Origin of the sequence: Actinacidiphila rubida (assembly GCF_900110255.1) — a bacterium.
GTDB lineage: Bacteria > Actinomycetota > Actinomycetes > Streptomycetales > Streptomycetaceae > Actinacidiphila > Actinacidiphila rubida.
On record NZ_FODD01000002.1, the window covers coordinates 281,660 to 299,113 of the forward strand.

Here is a 17,454-nt window from a genome sequence, read left to right on the forward strand (position 1 = left end):
AGGCTCCTTCGATGGTGGTGCGGACGGGACGGAGCGCCGGGTCAGTGCCCGGCGGCCTTCCCTTCGTGCGGTGGGGTACGCTCCCCCTCGCCCGCCGGCTGTGCGGGGGCGAGGTACGGGCGCTGGGCGGCCTTGTGCCGGACGTACTCCTCGTGCGCGGCCCGGGTGGACGTGAGGGTGGCGGTCTGGCTGACCGGGACGTCCCACCAGCTCGCACTGTCGGGCGCGGGCACCAGCGGGTCGGTCTCGACGTGGATGACGACGGGTCCGCCGTCGGCCGGCCACGCCTTCGCCTCGGCGACGGCGGCCGCCAGCTCGTCGCGGGAGTGCACCTCGATCACGTGCGCGCCCAGGCTGCGGGCGTTGGCGGCGAGGTCGGTCGGCAGGTGGGGCCCGTCGAGGCGGCCGCCGGCGCCGCGGTAGCGGTACTGCGTGCCGAACCGCTGGGAGCCCAGGGACTCCGAGAGCGAACCGATGGAGTGGAAGCCGTTGTTCTGCACCAGGACGACGACGATCTTGACGCGTTCCTGGACGGCGGTGGCGAGTTCCGTCGGCATCATCAGGTAGCCGCCGTCGCCGACCATCGCGAACACGTCGCGGGTGCCGTCGGCGAGCCGGGCACCGATCGCGCCGGGGATCTCGTAGCCCATGCAGGAGTAGCCGTACTCCACGTGGTAGCCCTTGCGGTCCCGGACCCGCCACAGCTTGTGCAGGTCGCCGGGCATCGAGCCGGCCGCGCACAGCACGACGTCGCGCGGGTCGGACAGCTCGTTGACGCAGCCCAGCACGGCGGACTGGGTGAGGACGCCCTCGGCGAGGCGGTCGGTGACGGAGGCGTCCGGGTGGTACGCCGCCTCCACGACCGCGTCCCACTCGGTCCGCAGCCGCGTCTGCTCCTGCTCGTGGTCCTCCGGCACGCGGTGGCCGGCCAGGGCCGCGGTCAGCGCGGTCAGGGCCTCGCGGGCGTCGGCCACGAGTGCCAGACCCGCCTGCTTGCCCGCGTCGAAGGCGGCCACGTTGATGTTGACGAACCGCACGCCCGGCTGCTGGAAGGCCGTGCGGGACGCGGTGGTGAAGTCGCTCCAGCGGGTGCCGACGCCGATGACGAGATCGGCCTCGCGGGCCAGGGCGTTGGCCGCGGTGGTCCCGGTGGAACCGACCGCGCCCATCAGGCGCGGATGGCCGTGCGGCAGGGAGCCCTTGCCGGCCTGCGTCTCGCCGACGGGGATGCCGGTCGCCTCGGCGAAGGCCCGCAGCGCGTCCTCGGCGCCGGAGTAGTGGACGCCGCCGCCCGCCACGAGCATCGGGCGCCGGGCGGCGCGCACCAGGTCCGCCGCGTCCTGGACGCGGGCGGTCTCGGCGGGCGGGCGGGCGATGTGCCAGGTGCGGGGGGCGAACAGCTCCACCGGCCAGTCGTGCGCCTCGGCCTGCACGTCCTGCGGCAGCGAGATCGTGGCGGCGCCGGTCTCGGCGGGGTCGGTGAGCACCCGCATGGCGCCCAGCAGCGCGCCCGGCAGCTGCTCGGGCCGGCTCACCCGGTCGAAGAACCGCGACAGGGGGCGGAAGGCGTCGTTGACGCTGAGGTCGGCCGCGTGCGGCTGCTCCAGCTCCTGGAGGACGGGGGCGCTCACGCGGGTGGCGAAGGTGTCCGAGGGGAGCAGCAGCACCGGGATGCGGTTGACGGTGGCCAGGGCCGCGCCGGTGAGCATGTTGGTGGAGCCGGGCCCGATGGAGGCGGTGCACGCCCAGGCCTGCAGCCGGTCCCGCTGGCGGGAGTAGGCGACGGAGGTGTGCACCATCGCCTGCTCGTTGCGGGCGAGGACGTACGGCAGCGGTGAGTGTCCGGCCGCGGCCAGGCTCTCCTGCTCGAGCTGGAGCAGTGCCTGCCCGAAGCCGGCCACGTTGCCGTGGCCGAAGATCCCGAAGACTCCGGCGAAGAACCGGTGGCGTTCGCCGTCCCGTTCCGACCACTGGGCGGCCAGGAACCGGGCCGTCGCCTGGGCCACCGTGAGCCGCACCGTCGCGGCCTGCTGCGTGCTCATTCGGTCTCCTTCGTCGCCGGGGCCGCGGCCGGTCCGGGCCGCGTTCCCGCCGGGTCGGCGAGCGGCAGCCGGGGGTCGAACGGCTGGTCCGGCCAGGTCTCGCGGACCCAGGCGTGAGCGGGGTCGTCGCAGATCAGCCAGGCCCGTTCGGGACCGGGGCCGGCCATGACGTTGAGGTAGTAGAGGTGGGCGTCGGCCGCGGCCATCGAGGGCCCGTGCCAGCCGTGCGGCACGAGCACGGCGTCGCCGGTGCGCACCTCGGCGAGCACGTCGATCGGCCGGTCCGCGCGGGAGGCGTAGACCCGCTGGTAGCCGACCGGGTCGGTGCAGCGCGCGTCGGTGCCCTGGGTCTCGAAGTAGTAGATCTCCTCCAGGGCGGTCTCCTCGCCCGGGCGTTCCGCGTCGTGCTTGTGGGGCGGCCAGGAGCTCCAGTTGCCGGCCGGGGTGACGACCTCGCAGGCGATGACGGACTCGGCGTCGAGCACCGCGGGCGTGCCGAAGTTGCGGACCTCGCGCGAGGCGCCGCCGGCGCCGCGCCGCTCGACGGGCACGGCCGCGGCGGGGACGCGGTGGACGGCGCGGCCGGTGCTGCCCGGTGCGAGGGCGCCGGCGACGGCCACGCGCGCGGGGGCGCCGCCGGCCGCGCGGAGGGTGAGGCGCGCACCGGCGGGTACGTATGCGACGTCGGTGGGTCCGGCGAAGACGTCCGCCCGCCCGTCGAGCCCGATCCGGTGGGCCTGTCCGCCGGCCGTCTCGGCGGTGACGTGCACGGCGCCGGACAGCGGGACGACCAGGTGCTCGAAGGCGTCCGCGGCGAGGGTGCGGGTCTCGTCACCGGCCAGCCGGGCGGTGTGCAGGCTGGTGTGCTGCCAGCCGGGGTGGGCGTCGGTGACGGCGAGGTCCCAGCCGCCGGCACCGGCGGTGCCGTGCGGCAGGACCCAGCGGGGGTCGTCGGTCACCTGCTGCTCCCATGGGTGAGGTCGGCCGCGATGTCCACGGCGGCGGCCACGTCGCCGTCCGGCGGGTACAGCAGGGCGCGCCCGACGACCAGGCCGCGCACCTGGGGGATGCGCAGGGCGGCGCCCCAGGAGGCGTAGGTGTCGAGCGGGTCGCCCTGGGGGTCGCCGCCGAGCAGGAGGGTGGGCATCGTGGTGGCGTCCAGGACCCGTTCCAGGTCGTCGACGACCGGCAGTTTGAGCCAGGTGTAGGCGCTGGTCGCGCCGAGTCCGCTCGCCACGTGGATCGAGGTGATGACGCTGTCCGGGTCGAGCAGGTTGCGGGACCGGCCGGCCTCGCGGACCGACAGGAACGGCTCGATCATCGCCATCAGGCCGCGGCCGGCGAGTCCCGTGACGGCCGCCGCGGTCGACTCCAGCGTGGCGGCCGTGGCAGGGTCGCCGAGGCAGATCCGGGTGAGGGTCTTGCCGCCGTCGAGGCCCTGCTCCGCGATGGCCTGCGGGGTGTACGCGGTGAAGCGGTCGTCGAACTCGAAGGCGGCGCCCTGCAGTCCGCCGCGGTTCATCGAGCCGATGACGACCTTGTCCTCCAGGGCGCCCATCAGCAGCAGGTCGTCCAGCAGGTCGGGGGTGCTGAGCACGCCGTCCACGCCGGGCCGTGCGAGCGCGGTGGCCAGGCGGTCCAGCAGGTCGGTGCGGCTGGCCATGGCCCGCCCGTCGCCGCGCACGCCGAGGGCGCCGCGGGCGGGGTGGTCGGCGGCGACGATCAGCAGACGGCCGTCGTCCCCCAGCAGCGGCCGGCGGGCCCGCTTCTGCCAGGCGCGGCCGATGCGTTCGGGCTCGCGGGCCCGGATCTCGGTCAGCTGTGGGGCGTCCATCAGGCCGTCCTCCCGGAAGGGCGCGCCCCGGAGGCCAGCGCGGCCTCCACCTCGGCGGTCGTGGGCATGGCGGTGGAGCATTCGAGGCGGGCGGCGACCAGGGCGCCGGCCACGTTGGCGAACTCGATGACACGGCGCAGTTCCCAGCCGGCGAGCAGGCCGTGGACGAGTGCGCCGCCGAACGCGTCGCCGGCACCGAGGCCGTTGACGACCTGGACGGGGAACGGGGCGACCTCGACGCGTTCGTCCCGGGTGGCGGCGAGGACGCCCCTGGGGCCCTGCTTGACGACGGCGAGGTCCAGGCCGCGTTCCAGCAGGGCGTCGGCGGCGCGCTGCGGGTCACGCTCGCCCACGGCGACCTCGCACTCCTCGCGGTTGCCGACGGCGACGGTGACGTGCTCCAGCGCCCGGCTCACCTGCTCGCGCGCCTCTTCGGCGTCCGTCCAGAACATCGGCCGGTAGTCCAGGTCGAGGACGGTGGTGGCCCGCCGGCCGCGCGCCTGCCAGGCGGCGAAGTGGGCGGCGCGGCTGGGCTGCGCGGACAGGCCGGTGACGGTGGCCCAGAAGACGGCCGTCTCGCGGACGGCGTCCAGCGGCAGGTCGCCGGGCTCGATCATCAGGTCGGGCGCGGTGCCGTAGCGGTAGAAGTAGAGCGGGAAGTCGTCCGGCGGGAAGACCTCGCAGAAGGTGACCGGGGTGGGCGGGCCGTCCGGGTCGGTGATCGCGCCGATGTAGGCGGGGTCGACGCCGAGCCGGGCCGCCTCGGCGCGCACGTAGCGGCCGAACGGGTCGGCGCCGGTGCGGGTGATGAGGGCGGCGTCACGGCCGTGGCGGGCCGCGGCCACGGCGACGTTGGTGGCGCTGCCGCCCAGGAACTTCTGGAAGGTGCGCACCTCCTCCAGACCGACGCCGTGGTCGAGGGGGTAGATGTCGACGCCGGTACGGCCGAGGGTGACGAGGTCGTGGGCCACCGTCAGTCCCTCGCCGGGGCGGGCGCGTCCGGGGTCCCGGCGGCCACGGCGAGCAGGTGGGCCACCGAGGCCCGGACGTCGTCGCGCGGGTCGGCGCCGCCGGGCTCGCCGGGGGCCGCGTGGAGCACGGTGTCCTGTTCCAGGACGTACCAGCCGGCGTAGCCGGCGCCCTCCAGCACGCGGACGATGGCGGCGATGTCGACGTCGCCGGCGCCGAGCGGCACGTACATGCCCTCGGCGACGGCCGCGGTGTAGGCCGTCTCACCGGAGCGGACCCGGTCGGCCAGGGCGCGGCGGACGTCCTTCAGGTGGACGTGGGCGATGCGGTGCGGGTGGGTCGCGGCCAGCGCGACGGGGTCGCCGCCGCCGATGAGCAGGTGGCCGGTGTCCAGGCAGAGCCCGATGCCGCTGCCGTCCAGGACCCGCTGCGTCTCCACGCCGGACTCGACCATGGTGCCGACGTGCGGGTGGAGGGTGGCGGTGAGCCCGGCGGCCGCGGCCGCGGCGGCGATCCGGTCGAGGTTGGTCAGCAGGCGGGCCCAGCCGGCGTCGTCCAGGACCGGGCGGGCGTCGTAGCCGTCGGTGCCGGTCGCGGCGGCGACGACCACGGTGCCCGCGTCGGCGGCGACCAGGCCGGCGATCGCGGCCTCGACCTCGGGCAGCGGATCGTGGGCGGGGTCGTGCAGGACGACGGGGACGAACTGGCCGACGGCGCGCAGGCCGTGGGCGGCCAGGACGGCGGCCTTGGCGGCGGGGGCGTCGGGCAGGAAGCCGTCGGGGCCGAACTCCGTCGCGGCCAGGCCGAGTTCCCGCATCTGGGGCAGGACGGTGCCCGGGCCGAGCTGGTGGCCCCAGCCGGGGACCTCGCACACGCCCCAGGAGATCGGTGCGCCGGCGATCCGCTCGGCGAGGGGGGCGGTCATGACCGGGCTCCGTTCGCCCGGCCGGCGTCCGGCCCGGCGGTGCGGCCGTGCTGGCCGGCCGACGTGTTCCGCATGGCGCGTCCTTCTTCCCGGTAGGTGTCCGTGGGGCGTGGTGCCGCCGCGTACGGCGAGGTGCGGCGACCCGCACCCCTCACCCGGGCGCACGGCCCGAGCGTGTGCACCGAGCCTGCCTCCGAAGCCGACACCCTGTCAATAGTTTGTCCTGACATTCGGACCTTCAGGCAGGCAATCAGCGGGCAGGACGGCCGCTGACCGCGGATCAGTGCGCGGCGACCGTCATCTCGAACGCGTAGCGCGAGGCGCGGTAGACGTGCGAGCCGTACTCCACCGGCCGGTCCGTGGCGTCGCGCGCGGTACGGACCATGGTCAGCAGGGTGGCCCCGCGGCTCTCGTCCAGCAGCCGCGCCTCGGCCGCGGTCGCCCGGCGGGCGCCGATGACCTGCTCCGCGGTACTGAGCACGACGCCCGCGCGGCGCAGCAACTGGTAGAGCCCGGCACCCGCCAGCGCCTTCGGGGTGAGGTCGACCAGGCCGGCCGGCAGGTGGTTGTGCAGCAGCGCTATCGGCTCGCCGTCGGCCAGCCGCAGCCGCTCCAGCGCCACCACCTCGGCACCCTCCTCGACATGGAGGGCGGCGGCGACCTCGGGCCCGGCGGGGACCGTCGCCATGGAGAGCAGTTCGGTGGCCGGGTGCCGGCGGTCGCGGGCCAGGTCCTCGTAGAGGCTGGTGAACTCCAGCTGGCGGCGGATGCGGTTCGCCACCACCTGGGTGCCGACGCCGCGCTTGCGGGCCAGCAGGCCCTTGTCGACGAGGTGCTGCATGGCCTGACGCATCGTCGGGCGGGAGAGCCCGAACTGATCGGCCATCGCGACCTCGTTGCTCAGCCGGGTGCCGGGCGGCAGCACCCCGGACTCGATGAGGTGCTGCAGCTGCTGGGCGAACTGGAAGTACAGCGGGACCGGGCTGCTGCGGTCGATGGTGATCTGCTGCGCGAGCGACTCCACGTGCACCCCTCCTGGAGACTTCTGCCGACGCACCCCAGTATGACTCATCAGGCAGCGTAATCTCTGTACGTCCATATGTCATAACAAACTCTTGCCTTGTCATCCATCGAAGAGTAGAAAGCAAGAGGCCGCTTCCCGCGCTCCGCTCGAAAGGCACCCGCACATGCGCATCGGACTCATCGGCACGGGCCGCATCGGCGCCTTCCATGCCGCCACTCTCGCCGGCCTGGACGCCGTGACCGGCCTCGTGGTGCACGACGCCGACGAACGCTCCGCCCGTACCGTGGCCGACCGGGTGGGCGCGCAGTACGCCGGCGACCTGGACGGCCTGTTCGGCGCGGACCTGGACGGCGTGGTGATCGCCGCGCCCACCGCCTTCCACGCCGAGCTGATCCTGGCCGCCCGCAAGGCGGGCCTGGCGACCTTCTGCGAGAAGCCGGTGTCCGGCACCCTCGCCGAGACCGACGCGGTGCTCGCCGCGCTGGACGAGACCGAAGTCCCGCTCCACATAGGCTTCCAGCGCCGCTTCGACGCCGGGTACCAGGCACTGCGCGAGGCCGTCGCGGACGGGCGGCTCGGCTGGACGCACACGCTGCGCGCCGTCACCGCCGACCCCGCCCCGCCGCACCCGGGCTACATCCCGGCCTCCGGCGGCATCTTCCGCGACTGCTCGGTGCACGACTTCGACATCGTCCGCTGGGTCACCGGGCGCGAGGTCACCGAGGTCTACGCCACCGGCGCCAACCGCGGCGAGGACTTCTTCGCCGCCGCCGGGGACGTCGACACCGCCGTCAGCCTGCTCACGTTCGACGACGGCACCCTGGCCACCTGCACCGCCACCCGCTACAACGGCGCTGGCTACGACGTGCGCCTGGAGGTCTGCGGCTCCGAGGGCACCCTGGCCGCGGGCCTGACCGACCAGAGCCCGCTGACTTCCGCCGAGGGCGGTTCCTGGCCCGCGGGAGCCCCCTACGGCGGCTTCATGGAGCGGTTCCGGGACGCCTACCGGGCCGAGTTGGCCGCCTTCACCGAGGTGGTCGCCGGCACCCGGCCGAGCCCCTGCACCGGGCAGGACGCCCGCGCGGCCCTGGCGATCGCGGAGGCCGCCACGCGCTCGCGCCTGGAGGGCCGCCCGGTCCGGGTGGCCGACGTGGGCTGACGGCCCGCCACCGCACTCGCGGCCGCGGCGACTGCCTCCCGTCGCGGTCGCGAGCCGTCCCGGCGCGGCCCAGGCCGCGTGCGGTTCCCGGGCCGCCGCACCGGGCGCGGGGCATCCCCCGCGCCCCGGTCCCGGCCGCCGTCCGCCGCCGGGACGGCGCGGCGGACCCGCGCCGTACGCGGCGCGGCATCGGATGCCGCGCCGCGTACGGAAGGACCGCGGGCCGGTCACGCGTCAGCCCGCCCGCAGCCGCAGCCTGATGGTGCGGGCCTCGGGACGCAGCGCGAACGGCGGCCACACGTCGGGCCCGCAGGCCCGCGAGCCGAGTCCGTGCTGGGCCGCGTCGATGATGAGGTGCCCGGCCGCGGACACCGGCAGCTCGAACGGGTGGGCGGCGCCGGCGATCTGCTGCGGAGTGTGCCGGCCCAGGCTGAACCCGGGCCGCCGGCCGCGCCCGTCGGGGCAGGCCGTCACCCGCAGCACGCCCGTGCCCGCGCTGGTCAGCGTCAACTCCCGCACCTGCGAGCGGTGTCCGGTCTCCTGCGGCCGGGCGTAGTCCACGGACAACTCCCCGACGCCCGCGGCGAACCGGCCGACGCGGGCCGCCGCCATGCTGTCCGGGTAGGACTCCAGCGGGCCGGCGCCGAACCACTCCGCGCCGTCCACCGGCGCGCCCGCGTCCGGCAGTTCGAAGCGGACACCGATCCGCGGCCACACCGTGGACCAGCCGCGCGAGGGGGCGGTCTCCACCCGCAGTTCCAGCTCGCCGTCCTCCAGCGACCAGGTGGACTCCACGGTCACCCACAGGCCGGAGTTGGCGGCCGAGACGCGGTCGACGGTGCGCAGCGCGCCGTCGGCGCACTCCACCGATATCCGGCGGGTCGTCAGCCGGTCGAGGCCGTCGCGCCGCCACAGCGCGGCGTTGGAGATCCCGGCGACGCTCGCGTCGCTCTCCTCGACCGCACCGGACGTGCCCTCGTCGTTGTCGGTGGGGGCCCGGAACAGCTCCAGCGCCGGGCCGGTGACGGGCCGTCCGGCCAGCCGCACCAGCGATCCGGCGGCGAACTCGGCGATGCCGAGGGTGAGGGTGCCCTCGGCAGGACGCCAGTCGCCGCGCGTCCGCGCGGTGGGCGCGGGGCGGGGCACCGAGCGGTCCTGCTGGGCGGTGGCGACCTCGTGGCCCGCCTCGGCCCAGGCGGTCGCGGCGGCCAGTACCGCCTCGACCGTCAGCCAGGTCTCGGCGTCGCCGGCCACCGGAACGGCCGGCAGCGGCACGGTCACCGACTCCCCGGCGGGCACCGCCGGCACCTCCAGGCCGCCCCCGGCGACCTGGACGCCGTCGTGCTCGACCCGCCAGCGGAAACGCAGGTCGGAGGTGTCGGCGGAGTGCCGCAGGTTGGCGATCTCCACGGTGCCGGCGCCGAAGGAGAAGCGCACCGGCTGCACGACGGCCTTGAACTCGTACAGGCTCGGCGTGGGCACGTCGTCGCTGAGCAGCATGCCGTCCATGACGAAGTTGCCGTCGTGGACCACCTCGCCGAAGTCGCCGCCGTACCCGAAGTACGGGGTGCCGTCGGAGGCGGCGGTGGCGATGCCGTGGTCGCGCCACTCCCAGACGAAGCCGCCGTGCAGCCGCGGGTGGGCGTGCACCAGGGCCTCGTACTGGTCGAGCGCGCCGGGGCCGTTGCCCATCGCGTGCGCGTACTCGCACAGCACGAACGGCTTGGTGCGCTGGTGGGCACCCTGCGCGGGGGTGCAGTTCAGCAGCGGGGCGCGCGAGCCGTCGGTGCCGATCTGCTCGGTCTCCGGCACGGAGGAGTACATCCGGGAGTAGACGTCGGTGTAGGCGCCGGTGTGGTCGCCCTCGTAGTGCACGGGGCGGCCGCCGTCGCGGGCGTGCACCCAGGCGGACATCGCCGCGAGGTTGGTGCCGGTGCCGGCCTCGTTGCCGAGCGACCACATGACGATGCTGGGGTGGTTCTTGTCGCGCTCGACGGTGCGGCGGATGCGGTCCAGGTAGGCATCGCGCCAGGCCGGGTCGTCGCTGGGGTTGCCCGTCCAGCCGACCGCGTCGAAGCCGTGGGTCTCCAGGTCGCACTCCAGGACCACCCAGAAGCCGAGTTCGTCGGCGAGGTCGAGCAGGCGCGGGTGCGGCGGGTAGTGGCTGGTGCGGATCGCGTTGACGTTGAAGCGCTTCATGCGCTCCAGGTCGGCACGGGCATGCTCCTCGTCGAAGACCCGGCCGCGCTCGGGGTGGGTCTCGTGGCGGTTCATCCCGTGGAAGACGACCCGGCGCCCGTTGACGAGGAACCGGTCGCCGCGGATCTCCACGGTGCGGAAGCCGATCCGCAGGGTGACCGTCTCGGTGGCGCTCGCCACCGTCGCCTCGTACAGCCGCGGCTCCTCGGCCGTCCACGGCAGCACCGCACCGGCGGCCAGCGGTGCCACGTCCGCCGGGCTCGACCAGACCTGCTCGATGCCGAGTTCGGGAACGCGCAGGGTGACGGGGAAGGCCGCCGGGCCGGCGGTCACCTCGGGATCGATCCGCCCGTGCCCGTCCTGGTAGCCGGTGCGCAGCCAGACGTCCTCGATGCCGCCGGCGGGGCGGGCGTGGAGGGTGACGTCACGGAAGACGCCCGGCAGCCACCACTGGTCCTGGTCCTCGACGTAGCTGGCCGCCGACCACTGGTGCACCCGCACCGCCACGACGTTGTCACCCGGCCTGACGGCCTCGGTGACGTCGAACTCGTGGGCGAGCCGGCTGCCCGTCGCGCCGCCGACCTCGCGGCCGTTGACCCAGACCCGGTACAGCGACTCGACGCCGTCGAAGCGCAGCACGATCCGCTCGGCGTCCGTCCAGCCGTCGGGCAGGGCGAAGTGGCGGCGGTGGTCGCCGGTCGGGTTCTCGTCCGGGACGTGCGGCGGGTCGATCGGGAAGGGGTACTGCACGTTGGTGTAGATCGGCCGCCCGTAGGCCCCGTCGCCCTGGAGGACCCAGTGGGACGGCACCGGCAGGGTGTCCCAGCCGCCGTCGTCGAAGGCGTCGGCCGCGAAGTCCTCGGCGACCGCCGCCGTGGGCGACAGGCGGAACCGCCAGGGCCCGTTGAGCGAGAGGGAGGGGGCGTCGGAGTGCAGCCAGGAGCGCGCGGGGCGCAGGGCGCCGTAGCCGGGTGCGGGGTCGGCGACGTGCGGGCTGCCGTGGGTGGTTCGCGGGGAGGACACGGGTCTCGACTCTTTCTCGAAAGGGGCTCTTCCGGGGTGCCCGCCGGCCGGGCCGGCGCGGCCGGCGGGCACCCCGTGGTGCGGTGGGCGGCGCGTCAGCGCAGGAGTACGGTGCGGATCTCCCAGGGGCCGAGGTCGAGGCCGAGCGCCCCGGGAGCGGCGGCGGGACCGGCCAGCGGGCGGCCGAGCAGGTCCACGGTGGCCGCTTCGGTGAAGGCACCGGTCACCCGGGCGTGGGCGCCGGTGTCGCTCATGGCGACGAGCCGCACCTCGGTACCGGCCGGGCCGCCGGCCGGGGTGACCGTGCGGATCGACGAGACGAACACGTCGGCGCCCTCGACCTCGATGCCCGCGGTGTCCGGGGGCAGCGTGCCGCCCGCGGGGGCGGTGCCGCGGGCCACCAGCACGTCGTTGCGGAAGAGTTCGGCCATCGCGACCGCCCCGGCCCGCTGCCAGCCGCCGGCCGACGGCAGCACGGCCAGCCGGTTCTCGATCCGCAGGCCGAGGTCCTGGGCGCCGGGTGCGGGGATCTCGCTCGCCGCGGGCTCGTCGCGGTAGGGGTGGATGTTGACGCTGATGGAGCCGATCGCGCGCAGCAGGGTGACCGCGAGTTCGGTGCCGTCCCCGACGACCTCGTACTCCGCGGAGTGGTCGAGCAGGACGGTCGCCGGTCCGGCGGTGACGAACTCGCTCGCGGGGAACGTCGGCAGCGGGTGCTCGCCCCAGCCGCCCTCGGCGGTCAGCCCGCGCGCGGTGACGGCGAACTGGCCGGCCGAGGCGGAGCCGTCGACGGGCTCGGGCAGCGGCACGTGCAGGCGCAGCCGGTGGTCGGCGGAGCGGTTGAGGAAGGAGGTGGTCAGGCGGACGAAGGGCTCGCCGGCCCGCAGCTCCACCAGCGTCTCCACGGGCGTCGGCACCGTCTCCCGGCTGCGCACGTCGCGGTCCTCGGTGAGGGCGGCGGGCCAGGGGTAGACGCGGGTGACGCGGGTGCGGGCCCGCAGCGGGCCCTGCTCCAGCACCTCGACGGTGACCTCGTCGGGTTCGGAGACCAGGACGTCCTCGGCCGGAGGGCCGTAGTTGTAGCTGTCGCCGCGGTCGCCACCGTCGACGAGCCGGCCCAGGCCGCGCAGTTCCGTGCCGTCGGCCGCGGTGACGTCCAGGGTGCCGTCGGCGGCGACGGCCACCTCGACCAGCCCGTTGGCGAGGGTGCGGCCCTGGGCGGTGGCGGGGGTGAAGCCGGGCCGGGGGGCCTGATCGGCGGGGGCTACGCGGACGCTGGCCAGGCCGGAGGCGGGCACGTGGACCGGCGCGAGAGCGGTGGCGCGGGCCTCCTCCAGGGTGAGCACCCGCCACTGCCCCGGGTGCGCGGCGGCGGCCTCGGCCACCTTGCGGCGCAGGATCAGCAGGTCGAACGGGCCGGAGGAGGGCACCTCGCTGAGGTGGAAGACGAGCGATCCGGGGGTGATCTCGTAGGTGTCGATCAGCCGGCCGAACAGCTCGCGGCGGTGGATGCGGCGCAGCACCCGCTCGACCTGGGAGGCGTCCATCGTCTCGTCGCTGAGCACGGTGGGCGCCGTGGCGATCAGCTGGACGGGGTGGACCGAGCCGTCGGCGGCGGTCGCGGCGAGCACGCCCCCCTCGGCGGGCGCGACCACGTCCACCTCGATCTGGGTGGTGCGCGGATGCGGCAGCGGATTGGCGACGAGGTGGGCGTCGCTGGGCACGCGGGCGGCGGGCTCGGCCACGGCGGCGTCGCGCACGGCGCGGGCCGCCTGCGCGGCCTCGGCGAGGCGGGCCTCGACCTGCTCGCAGGTCTCGTCGGTGCCGGAGCCGACGACGGAGTCGTGCGCGGTGGACTCGATGACCTTGTGCCAGGCGAGGGTGAGGAAGGGTGTGCCGTCGCGGTCCGACCACGCGGCGCCGGCCCGTTCGGCGTGGTCGACGAGGCGTTCGGCGGCGGCCATGCGCTGCTTGAGGCCGAGCCGTACGGAGAGCACGCCGGGCAGGATGTTGCCGCGTACGTGGCTGCGCAGCTCACCGGTGACGACCGCGCTGGGCTCGTCGCGGACGTGTGCGCGGATGTACTCCTCCAGCGTGGCCACCGTGATCGGGTGCTCGTCGCTGGAGGCGTGGCGCAGCCAGGCGGTCAGCCGCGGGTCGGGGGCGTTGTGGTCGGTGCCGGCCATGGCGAGCACGGGGTCGCCGCCCCAGCGTTCGGCGGTCATCTCGGCGTAGTCGCGCAGCGCGCGGCCGATCTGCTCGGGCACCAGAAGCACGTCCAGGCCGTTGTCGTAGCCGTCGAAGAGGAACTCGGTGCGGACCTCGGAGCCGTCGGGGGCGCGCCACCGGAAGGCGTGGCCGTCGACCGTGCCGGGCACGCCCCGCCACAGGGCGGCGTGCTCGATCCCGGCGCGGGCCAGGATCTGCGGCATCTGGGCCACGTGGCCGAACATGTCGGGCAGGTAGCCGATGCGCATGGCGCCGCCGAGCCGGTCGGCCGCGGTCCAGCCCATCTGCAGGTTGCGCACGATGGTCTCGCCGGAGCACAGGAACTCGTCGAGGAGGATCAGCCAGGGCCCGACGGCGAGCCGGCCGTCGGCGACGAGGGCGGCGACGCGGTCGCGGTGCTCGGGCCGCATCTCGAGGTAGTCCTCGACCGCGGCCATCTGCCCGTCGACGGTGAACCGGAAGTCCGGGTGCGCCTCGGCGGTGTCGAGCACGGTGTCCAGGGCGGTCACGAGGCGGTGCCGGAACACCTGGAACGGCTCGTACCACTCCCGGTCCCAGTGGAAGTGGGGGACGAAGACGGCGGGATTGCGCATGGGTCGGCGACCTTCTGTCGGCAGGGCCTGGCGGCCTCGGGGAGCGAAGGGGGCTGCGGGCGCGTCGGGCCCGCGGGTGGGGTCGGGCGGTACCGGCGGCTCGGGGCACGCCGGTACCGCCCGGGGTCACTTCAGCGAGCCGGCGGCCAGGCCGGTCCGCCAGAACCGCTGGAGCAGGACGAAGACGATGATCACGGGCACGATCGAGACGAGCGAGCCGGTGATCACGGACTCCTGCAGCAGCGGCGCGCGGGCGGTCTGCCCGTTCCACTCGAACAGGCCGAGCGTGACCGGGAAGAGCGACTCCTTCTGCAGCATCACCATCGGCAGGAAGAAGTTGTTCCAGATCGCCACGAACTGGAAGAGGAAGATCGTCACCAGCGACGGCGCCATCAGCCGGGAGGCCACCGAGAAGAAGGTGCGGAACTCCCCCGCGCCGTCGAGCCTTGCCGACTCCAGCAGTTCCTCGGGGACCGCCGCCGAGGCGAAGATCCGGGCGAGGTAGACGCCGAAGGGGCTGACGATGCTCGGCAGGAACACCGCCCAGTAGGTGTTGACCAGCCCGATCGAGGAGAACAGCAGGAACAGCGGCAGGGCGAGCGCGGTGGTGGGCACCAGCACCCCGCCGAGTACGACGGAGAAGAGGAACTCGCGGCCGCGGAACGCGAACTTCGCCAGCGCGTAGCCGCACATCGCGGAGATCAGCGTGCCCACGCCCGCGCCGAGCACGGCGTAGATCACGCTGTTCAGCGCCCACTTCAGGAAGATGCCGTCGCTGCGGGTGAACAGCGTGTGCAGGTTGTCGAAGAGGTTGAAGTGGGAGAAGGCCAGGCCGTTGGTGGCGGCGAGGTCGCCCTGCGGCTTGGTGGCGGCGACGATCAGGAAGTAGACCGGCAGCAGGAAGTAGATCATCAGGACGAGCATCAGCGCCATGACCGCGGTGCGGCTGGCGAGGCTCTCTCGGGAGGCGGACCGGCGGCCCGCGGTCGGGGTGCTCACAGTCCGGCCCTCTTCGAGGTCAGTCGCATGAACCCGAAGCTCAAGACGAAGGTGATGAGGGCGATGACCACGGAGATCGCCGCTGCCTGCTGGTAGTTGTTCCCCGAGGCCACCGTGTAGGCGAGCATGTTCGGGGTGAAGGTGCTCGAGATGTTCGAGGAGATCTGCCGCAGCACGGCCGGCTCGGCGTAGAGCTGCAGCGTGCCGATGATCGAGAACACCGTGGTCAGCACGATCGAGGGCGCGATGATCGGCACCTTGATCCGCCAGGCGATGGCCCAGTTGCTCGCGCCGTCCAGCTTGGCGGCCTCGTACAGCTCCTGCGGGATGGCCTGCAGCGCCGAGTACATGATCAGCATGTTGTAGCCGGTCCACAGCCAGGTGGAGACGTTCGCCGCGGACCACAGCACCGCGCCCGGCCCGAGGAAGTCCGGGTGCAGCCCGAGGTGCCCGAGCAGGTCGACCACCGGGCTCAGCTGCGGCGAGTACAGGTAGGACCACATGATCGCGGCGATGACGCCGGGCACCGCGTAGGGCAGGAACGCCGAGATCCGGAAGAACGCCTTGATCTTCAGCAGCGGGGTGTCCAGCAGCAGCGCCATGACCAGCGCGACGAACAGCATGACCGGCACCTGCACGACGCCGAAGAGCCCGATGCGCCCGATGCTGGACCAGAACTCGCTGTTCTGCAGCACCTGCGCGTACTGGTGGAAGCCGCCGAAGGTCGTGTACGAGGTGCCGTACTGGCCGCCGGTGCGGCGCACGACCCGGAAGCTCTGCCACAGGGCGTAGCCCACCGGCACCAGGTAGAACAGCACAAACGGCAGGAAGAACGGCGTCAGGAACGCGGCGATGGTGCCCGCCCGCGGGCCGCCGCCGCCGAGGCGGCGACGGCGGCGGCGGGGTGGCTCGGGCGCCGCGACCACGCGCGGTGCGCGGGTTTCGGTGTCAGTCATGCTGCGGTCACTTGCCTGCCTCGGCCGGAATGGCCAGGTCCTTCATCGACTTCAGCGCGGTGGCCTGGGATGTGGACAGCGCTCCGGTGAGGGTGCCGTTGCCGGCCGCGGCCTTGGCCATCGCGTCCTGGAGGCTCAGGTTGACGGTCTTCTGGGTCGGGCCCCAGGCGAAGCTGGTGTCGATGTTCCTGGACGACTCGGCGAAGACGTCGAAGATCTTCTCGTTGTTGTAGTAGGGCACGCCCTGCGAGAGCGAGGGCAGCTGGAGGCCCGCGGTGGCCGCCGGGTAGAGGCCGCCGAGCTTGTTCTCCAGCGCGAGGGCCTGCGGGTCGGTGTTCAGCCAGCTGTTGAACTTCACCGACTCGTACAGGTGCGTGCTGCCCTTCATGAACGCGACGGTGGAGCCGCCCCAGTCGCCGGACGCGGCGTTCGTGCCCCACGTGGGCATCGGCACGATCGACCACTTGCCGGCCTGGCTGGGGAGGTTGTCGCGGAACATGCTGTAGCCCCAGGCGGCGCCGACGTAGCTGGCGATCTGGTCCTTCTGGTAGGCCGCGTACATCTGGGTCGAGCCGTTGGCGAGGTCGGTGCGGACCGTCTTGGCGTCGATCAGCTTCTGCCAGTAGTCGGCGACCTGCTTGCTCTGCGCCGAGTCGACGCTGACCTGCCACTTGTCGTTGCTGTAGGCGTACATCTTGGCGCTGTTCTGCCACAGCAGGCCGTTGAACCACTCGGCGTTGTTCGGGTCGAAGAACGTCATCGTGAGGTTCTTGTCGGCGGCGTGCATCTTCTGCGCGTCGGCCGCGTACTCGTCCCAGGTCTTGGGGACGGGCAGGTGGTACTTGGCGAAGATGTCGCTGCGCACGTAGAGCGCCATCGGGCCGGTGTCCTGCGGGAAGGCGAAGACGCCGGTGCCGCCGAAGCTCGTCTGCGACCAGGTCCAGGGCACGAACTTCGACTTGGCCGCGGTGGCCGCGTCGCACGCGGAGGCGTCGACGAAGGCGTTCTGGGTCCGCAGGTTGGGCAGTTCGTCGTAGCCGACCTGCGCGAGGTCGGGGGCGGTGCCCGCCTTGAGGGCGTTGCTGATCGTGCCGTACTGGTCGTTGGAGATGTTCTTCATCTGGACCTGGATGTTCGGGTTCTGCTGGTTCCAGAGAGCGACGACCTTGTCCATGCCCGGAACGGTGTTCCAGTACTGGAGGGTGACCTTGCCCTTCGCGGGCGCGCAGGAGGCGGCGGCCGAGGTGCCGTCCGAGTGGCCGGACGACGAGCAGCCGGCGAGCACGGCGATGCTCGCCACAGCGGTGACCGCGGCGGCGAGGCGGACGCGCGAGGCGGTGTTTCTCATGGGTTCCTTCCAGGGCGTCCAGCTCCAGTGCTGGACCGGTCGACGTTGACACTCAAGGCGGGGCTGCCTTCTGGTTGGAATCACGTTCTCGGCGCTGGACGGTGCGGACACGGGCGGCGCCGCACCGGGCGCCGAACGCTGGGCGAGGCTGGTG

The 17,454-nt window shown here is 73.8% G+C and carries 12 protein-coding genes; 1 reads left to right on the plus strand and 11 read right to left on the minus strand.

Translation table 11 applies throughout. The features are described 5' to 3' along the window. Window positions 1–41: 41 nt before the first annotated feature. The 6 genes from iolD to BMW99_RS02825 all read right to left on the minus strand — a co-directional run bounded on the left by iolD (window position 42) and on the right by BMW99_RS02825 (window position 6,842). A complete protein-coding gene (iolD, locus tag BMW99_RS02800) occupies window positions 42–2,042 on the minus strand; it encodes a 3D-(3,5/4)-trihydroxycyclohexane-1,2-dione acylhydrolase (decyclizing) (protein WP_075016150.1) in 2,001 nt (666 codons plus the stop codon). Further along, on the minus strand, window positions 2,039–3,001 hold the full coding sequence (iolB, locus tag BMW99_RS02805) for a 5-deoxy-glucuronate isomerase (RefSeq protein ID WP_069467282.1): 963 nt from the start codon (window positions 2,999–3,001) through the stop codon (window positions 2,039–2,041). The genes iolD and iolB overlap by 4 nt, the downstream gene beginning before the upstream one ends. Then, window positions 2,998–3,876, minus strand: coding sequence for a Cgl0159 family (beta/alpha)8-fold protein (locus BMW99_RS02810; protein WP_069467281.1), 879 nt, complete (start codon window positions 3,874–3,876; stop codon window positions 2,998–3,000). Before BMW99_RS02810 ends, iolB begins: the two co-directional genes overlap by 4 nt. Then, on the minus strand, window positions 3,876–4,847 hold the full coding sequence (gene iolC / locus BMW99_RS02815; RefSeq protein ID WP_075016151.1) for a 5-dehydro-2-deoxygluconokinase: 972 nt from the start codon (window positions 4,845–4,847) through the stop codon (window positions 3,876–3,878). Before iolC ends, BMW99_RS02810 begins: the two co-directional genes overlap by 1 nt. Window positions 4,848–4,849: 2 nt before the next feature. After that, window positions 4,850–5,770 carry a TIM barrel protein gene (locus BMW99_RS02820; RefSeq protein WP_075016152.1) on the minus strand — a complete coding sequence of 307 codons (921 nt, stop codon included), beginning with the start codon at window positions 5,768–5,770 and terminating at the stop codon, window positions 4,850–4,852. Window positions 5,771–6,050: 280 nt separating this feature from the next. Next, window positions 6,051–6,842: a GntR family transcriptional regulator gene (locus tag BMW99_RS02825; protein WP_176735426.1), complete on the minus strand. Its 792-nt coding sequence runs from the start codon at window positions 6,840–6,842 to the stop codon at window positions 6,051–6,053. A 115-nt stretch (window positions 6,843–6,957) separates the two neighbouring features. Here BMW99_RS02825 and BMW99_RS02830 point away from each other — a divergent pair, with 115 nt between their 5' ends. Beyond that, entirely contained in the window at window positions 6,958–7,953 is a 996-nt protein-coding gene (locus BMW99_RS02830) for a Gfo/Idh/MocA family protein (RefSeq protein ID WP_075016153.1), read from the plus strand. A 234-nt stretch (window positions 7,954–8,187) separates the two neighbouring features. Here the strand turns inward: BMW99_RS02830 and BMW99_RS02835 are convergent, their stop codons facing one another. The 5 genes from BMW99_RS02835 to BMW99_RS02855 all read right to left on the minus strand — a co-directional run bounded on the left by BMW99_RS02835 (window position 8,188) and on the right by BMW99_RS02855 (window position 17,300). Continuing rightward, entirely contained in the window at window positions 8,188–11,175 is a 2,988-nt protein-coding gene (locus BMW99_RS02835) for a glycoside hydrolase family 2 TIM barrel-domain containing protein (RefSeq protein ID WP_069466835.1), read from the minus strand. 95 nt (window positions 11,176–11,270) lie between these two features. Then, window positions 11,271–13,997, minus strand: coding sequence for a glycoside hydrolase family 38 N-terminal domain-containing protein (locus BMW99_RS02840; RefSeq protein ID WP_075016154.1), 2,727 nt, complete (start codon window positions 13,995–13,997; stop codon window positions 11,271–11,273). A 126-nt stretch (window positions 13,998–14,123) separates the two neighbouring features. Continuing rightward, window positions 14,124–14,930: a carbohydrate ABC transporter permease gene (locus BMW99_RS02845; protein WP_069465472.1), complete on the minus strand. Its 807-nt coding sequence runs from the start codon at window positions 14,928–14,930 to the stop codon at window positions 14,124–14,126. 62 nt (window positions 14,931–14,992) lie between these two features. Next, complete coding sequence (locus BMW99_RS02850) at window positions 14,993–15,952, minus strand: carbohydrate ABC transporter permease (RefSeq protein WP_069465469.1); 960 nt, start codon at window positions 15,950–15,952, stop codon at window positions 14,993–14,995. Window positions 15,953–15,959: 7 nt separating this feature from the next. Then, complete coding sequence (locus BMW99_RS02855; protein WP_069465470.1) at window positions 15,960–17,300, minus strand: ABC transporter substrate-binding protein; 1,341 nt, start codon at window positions 17,298–17,300, stop codon at window positions 15,960–15,962. Window positions 17,301–17,454: the final 154 nt, after the last annotated feature.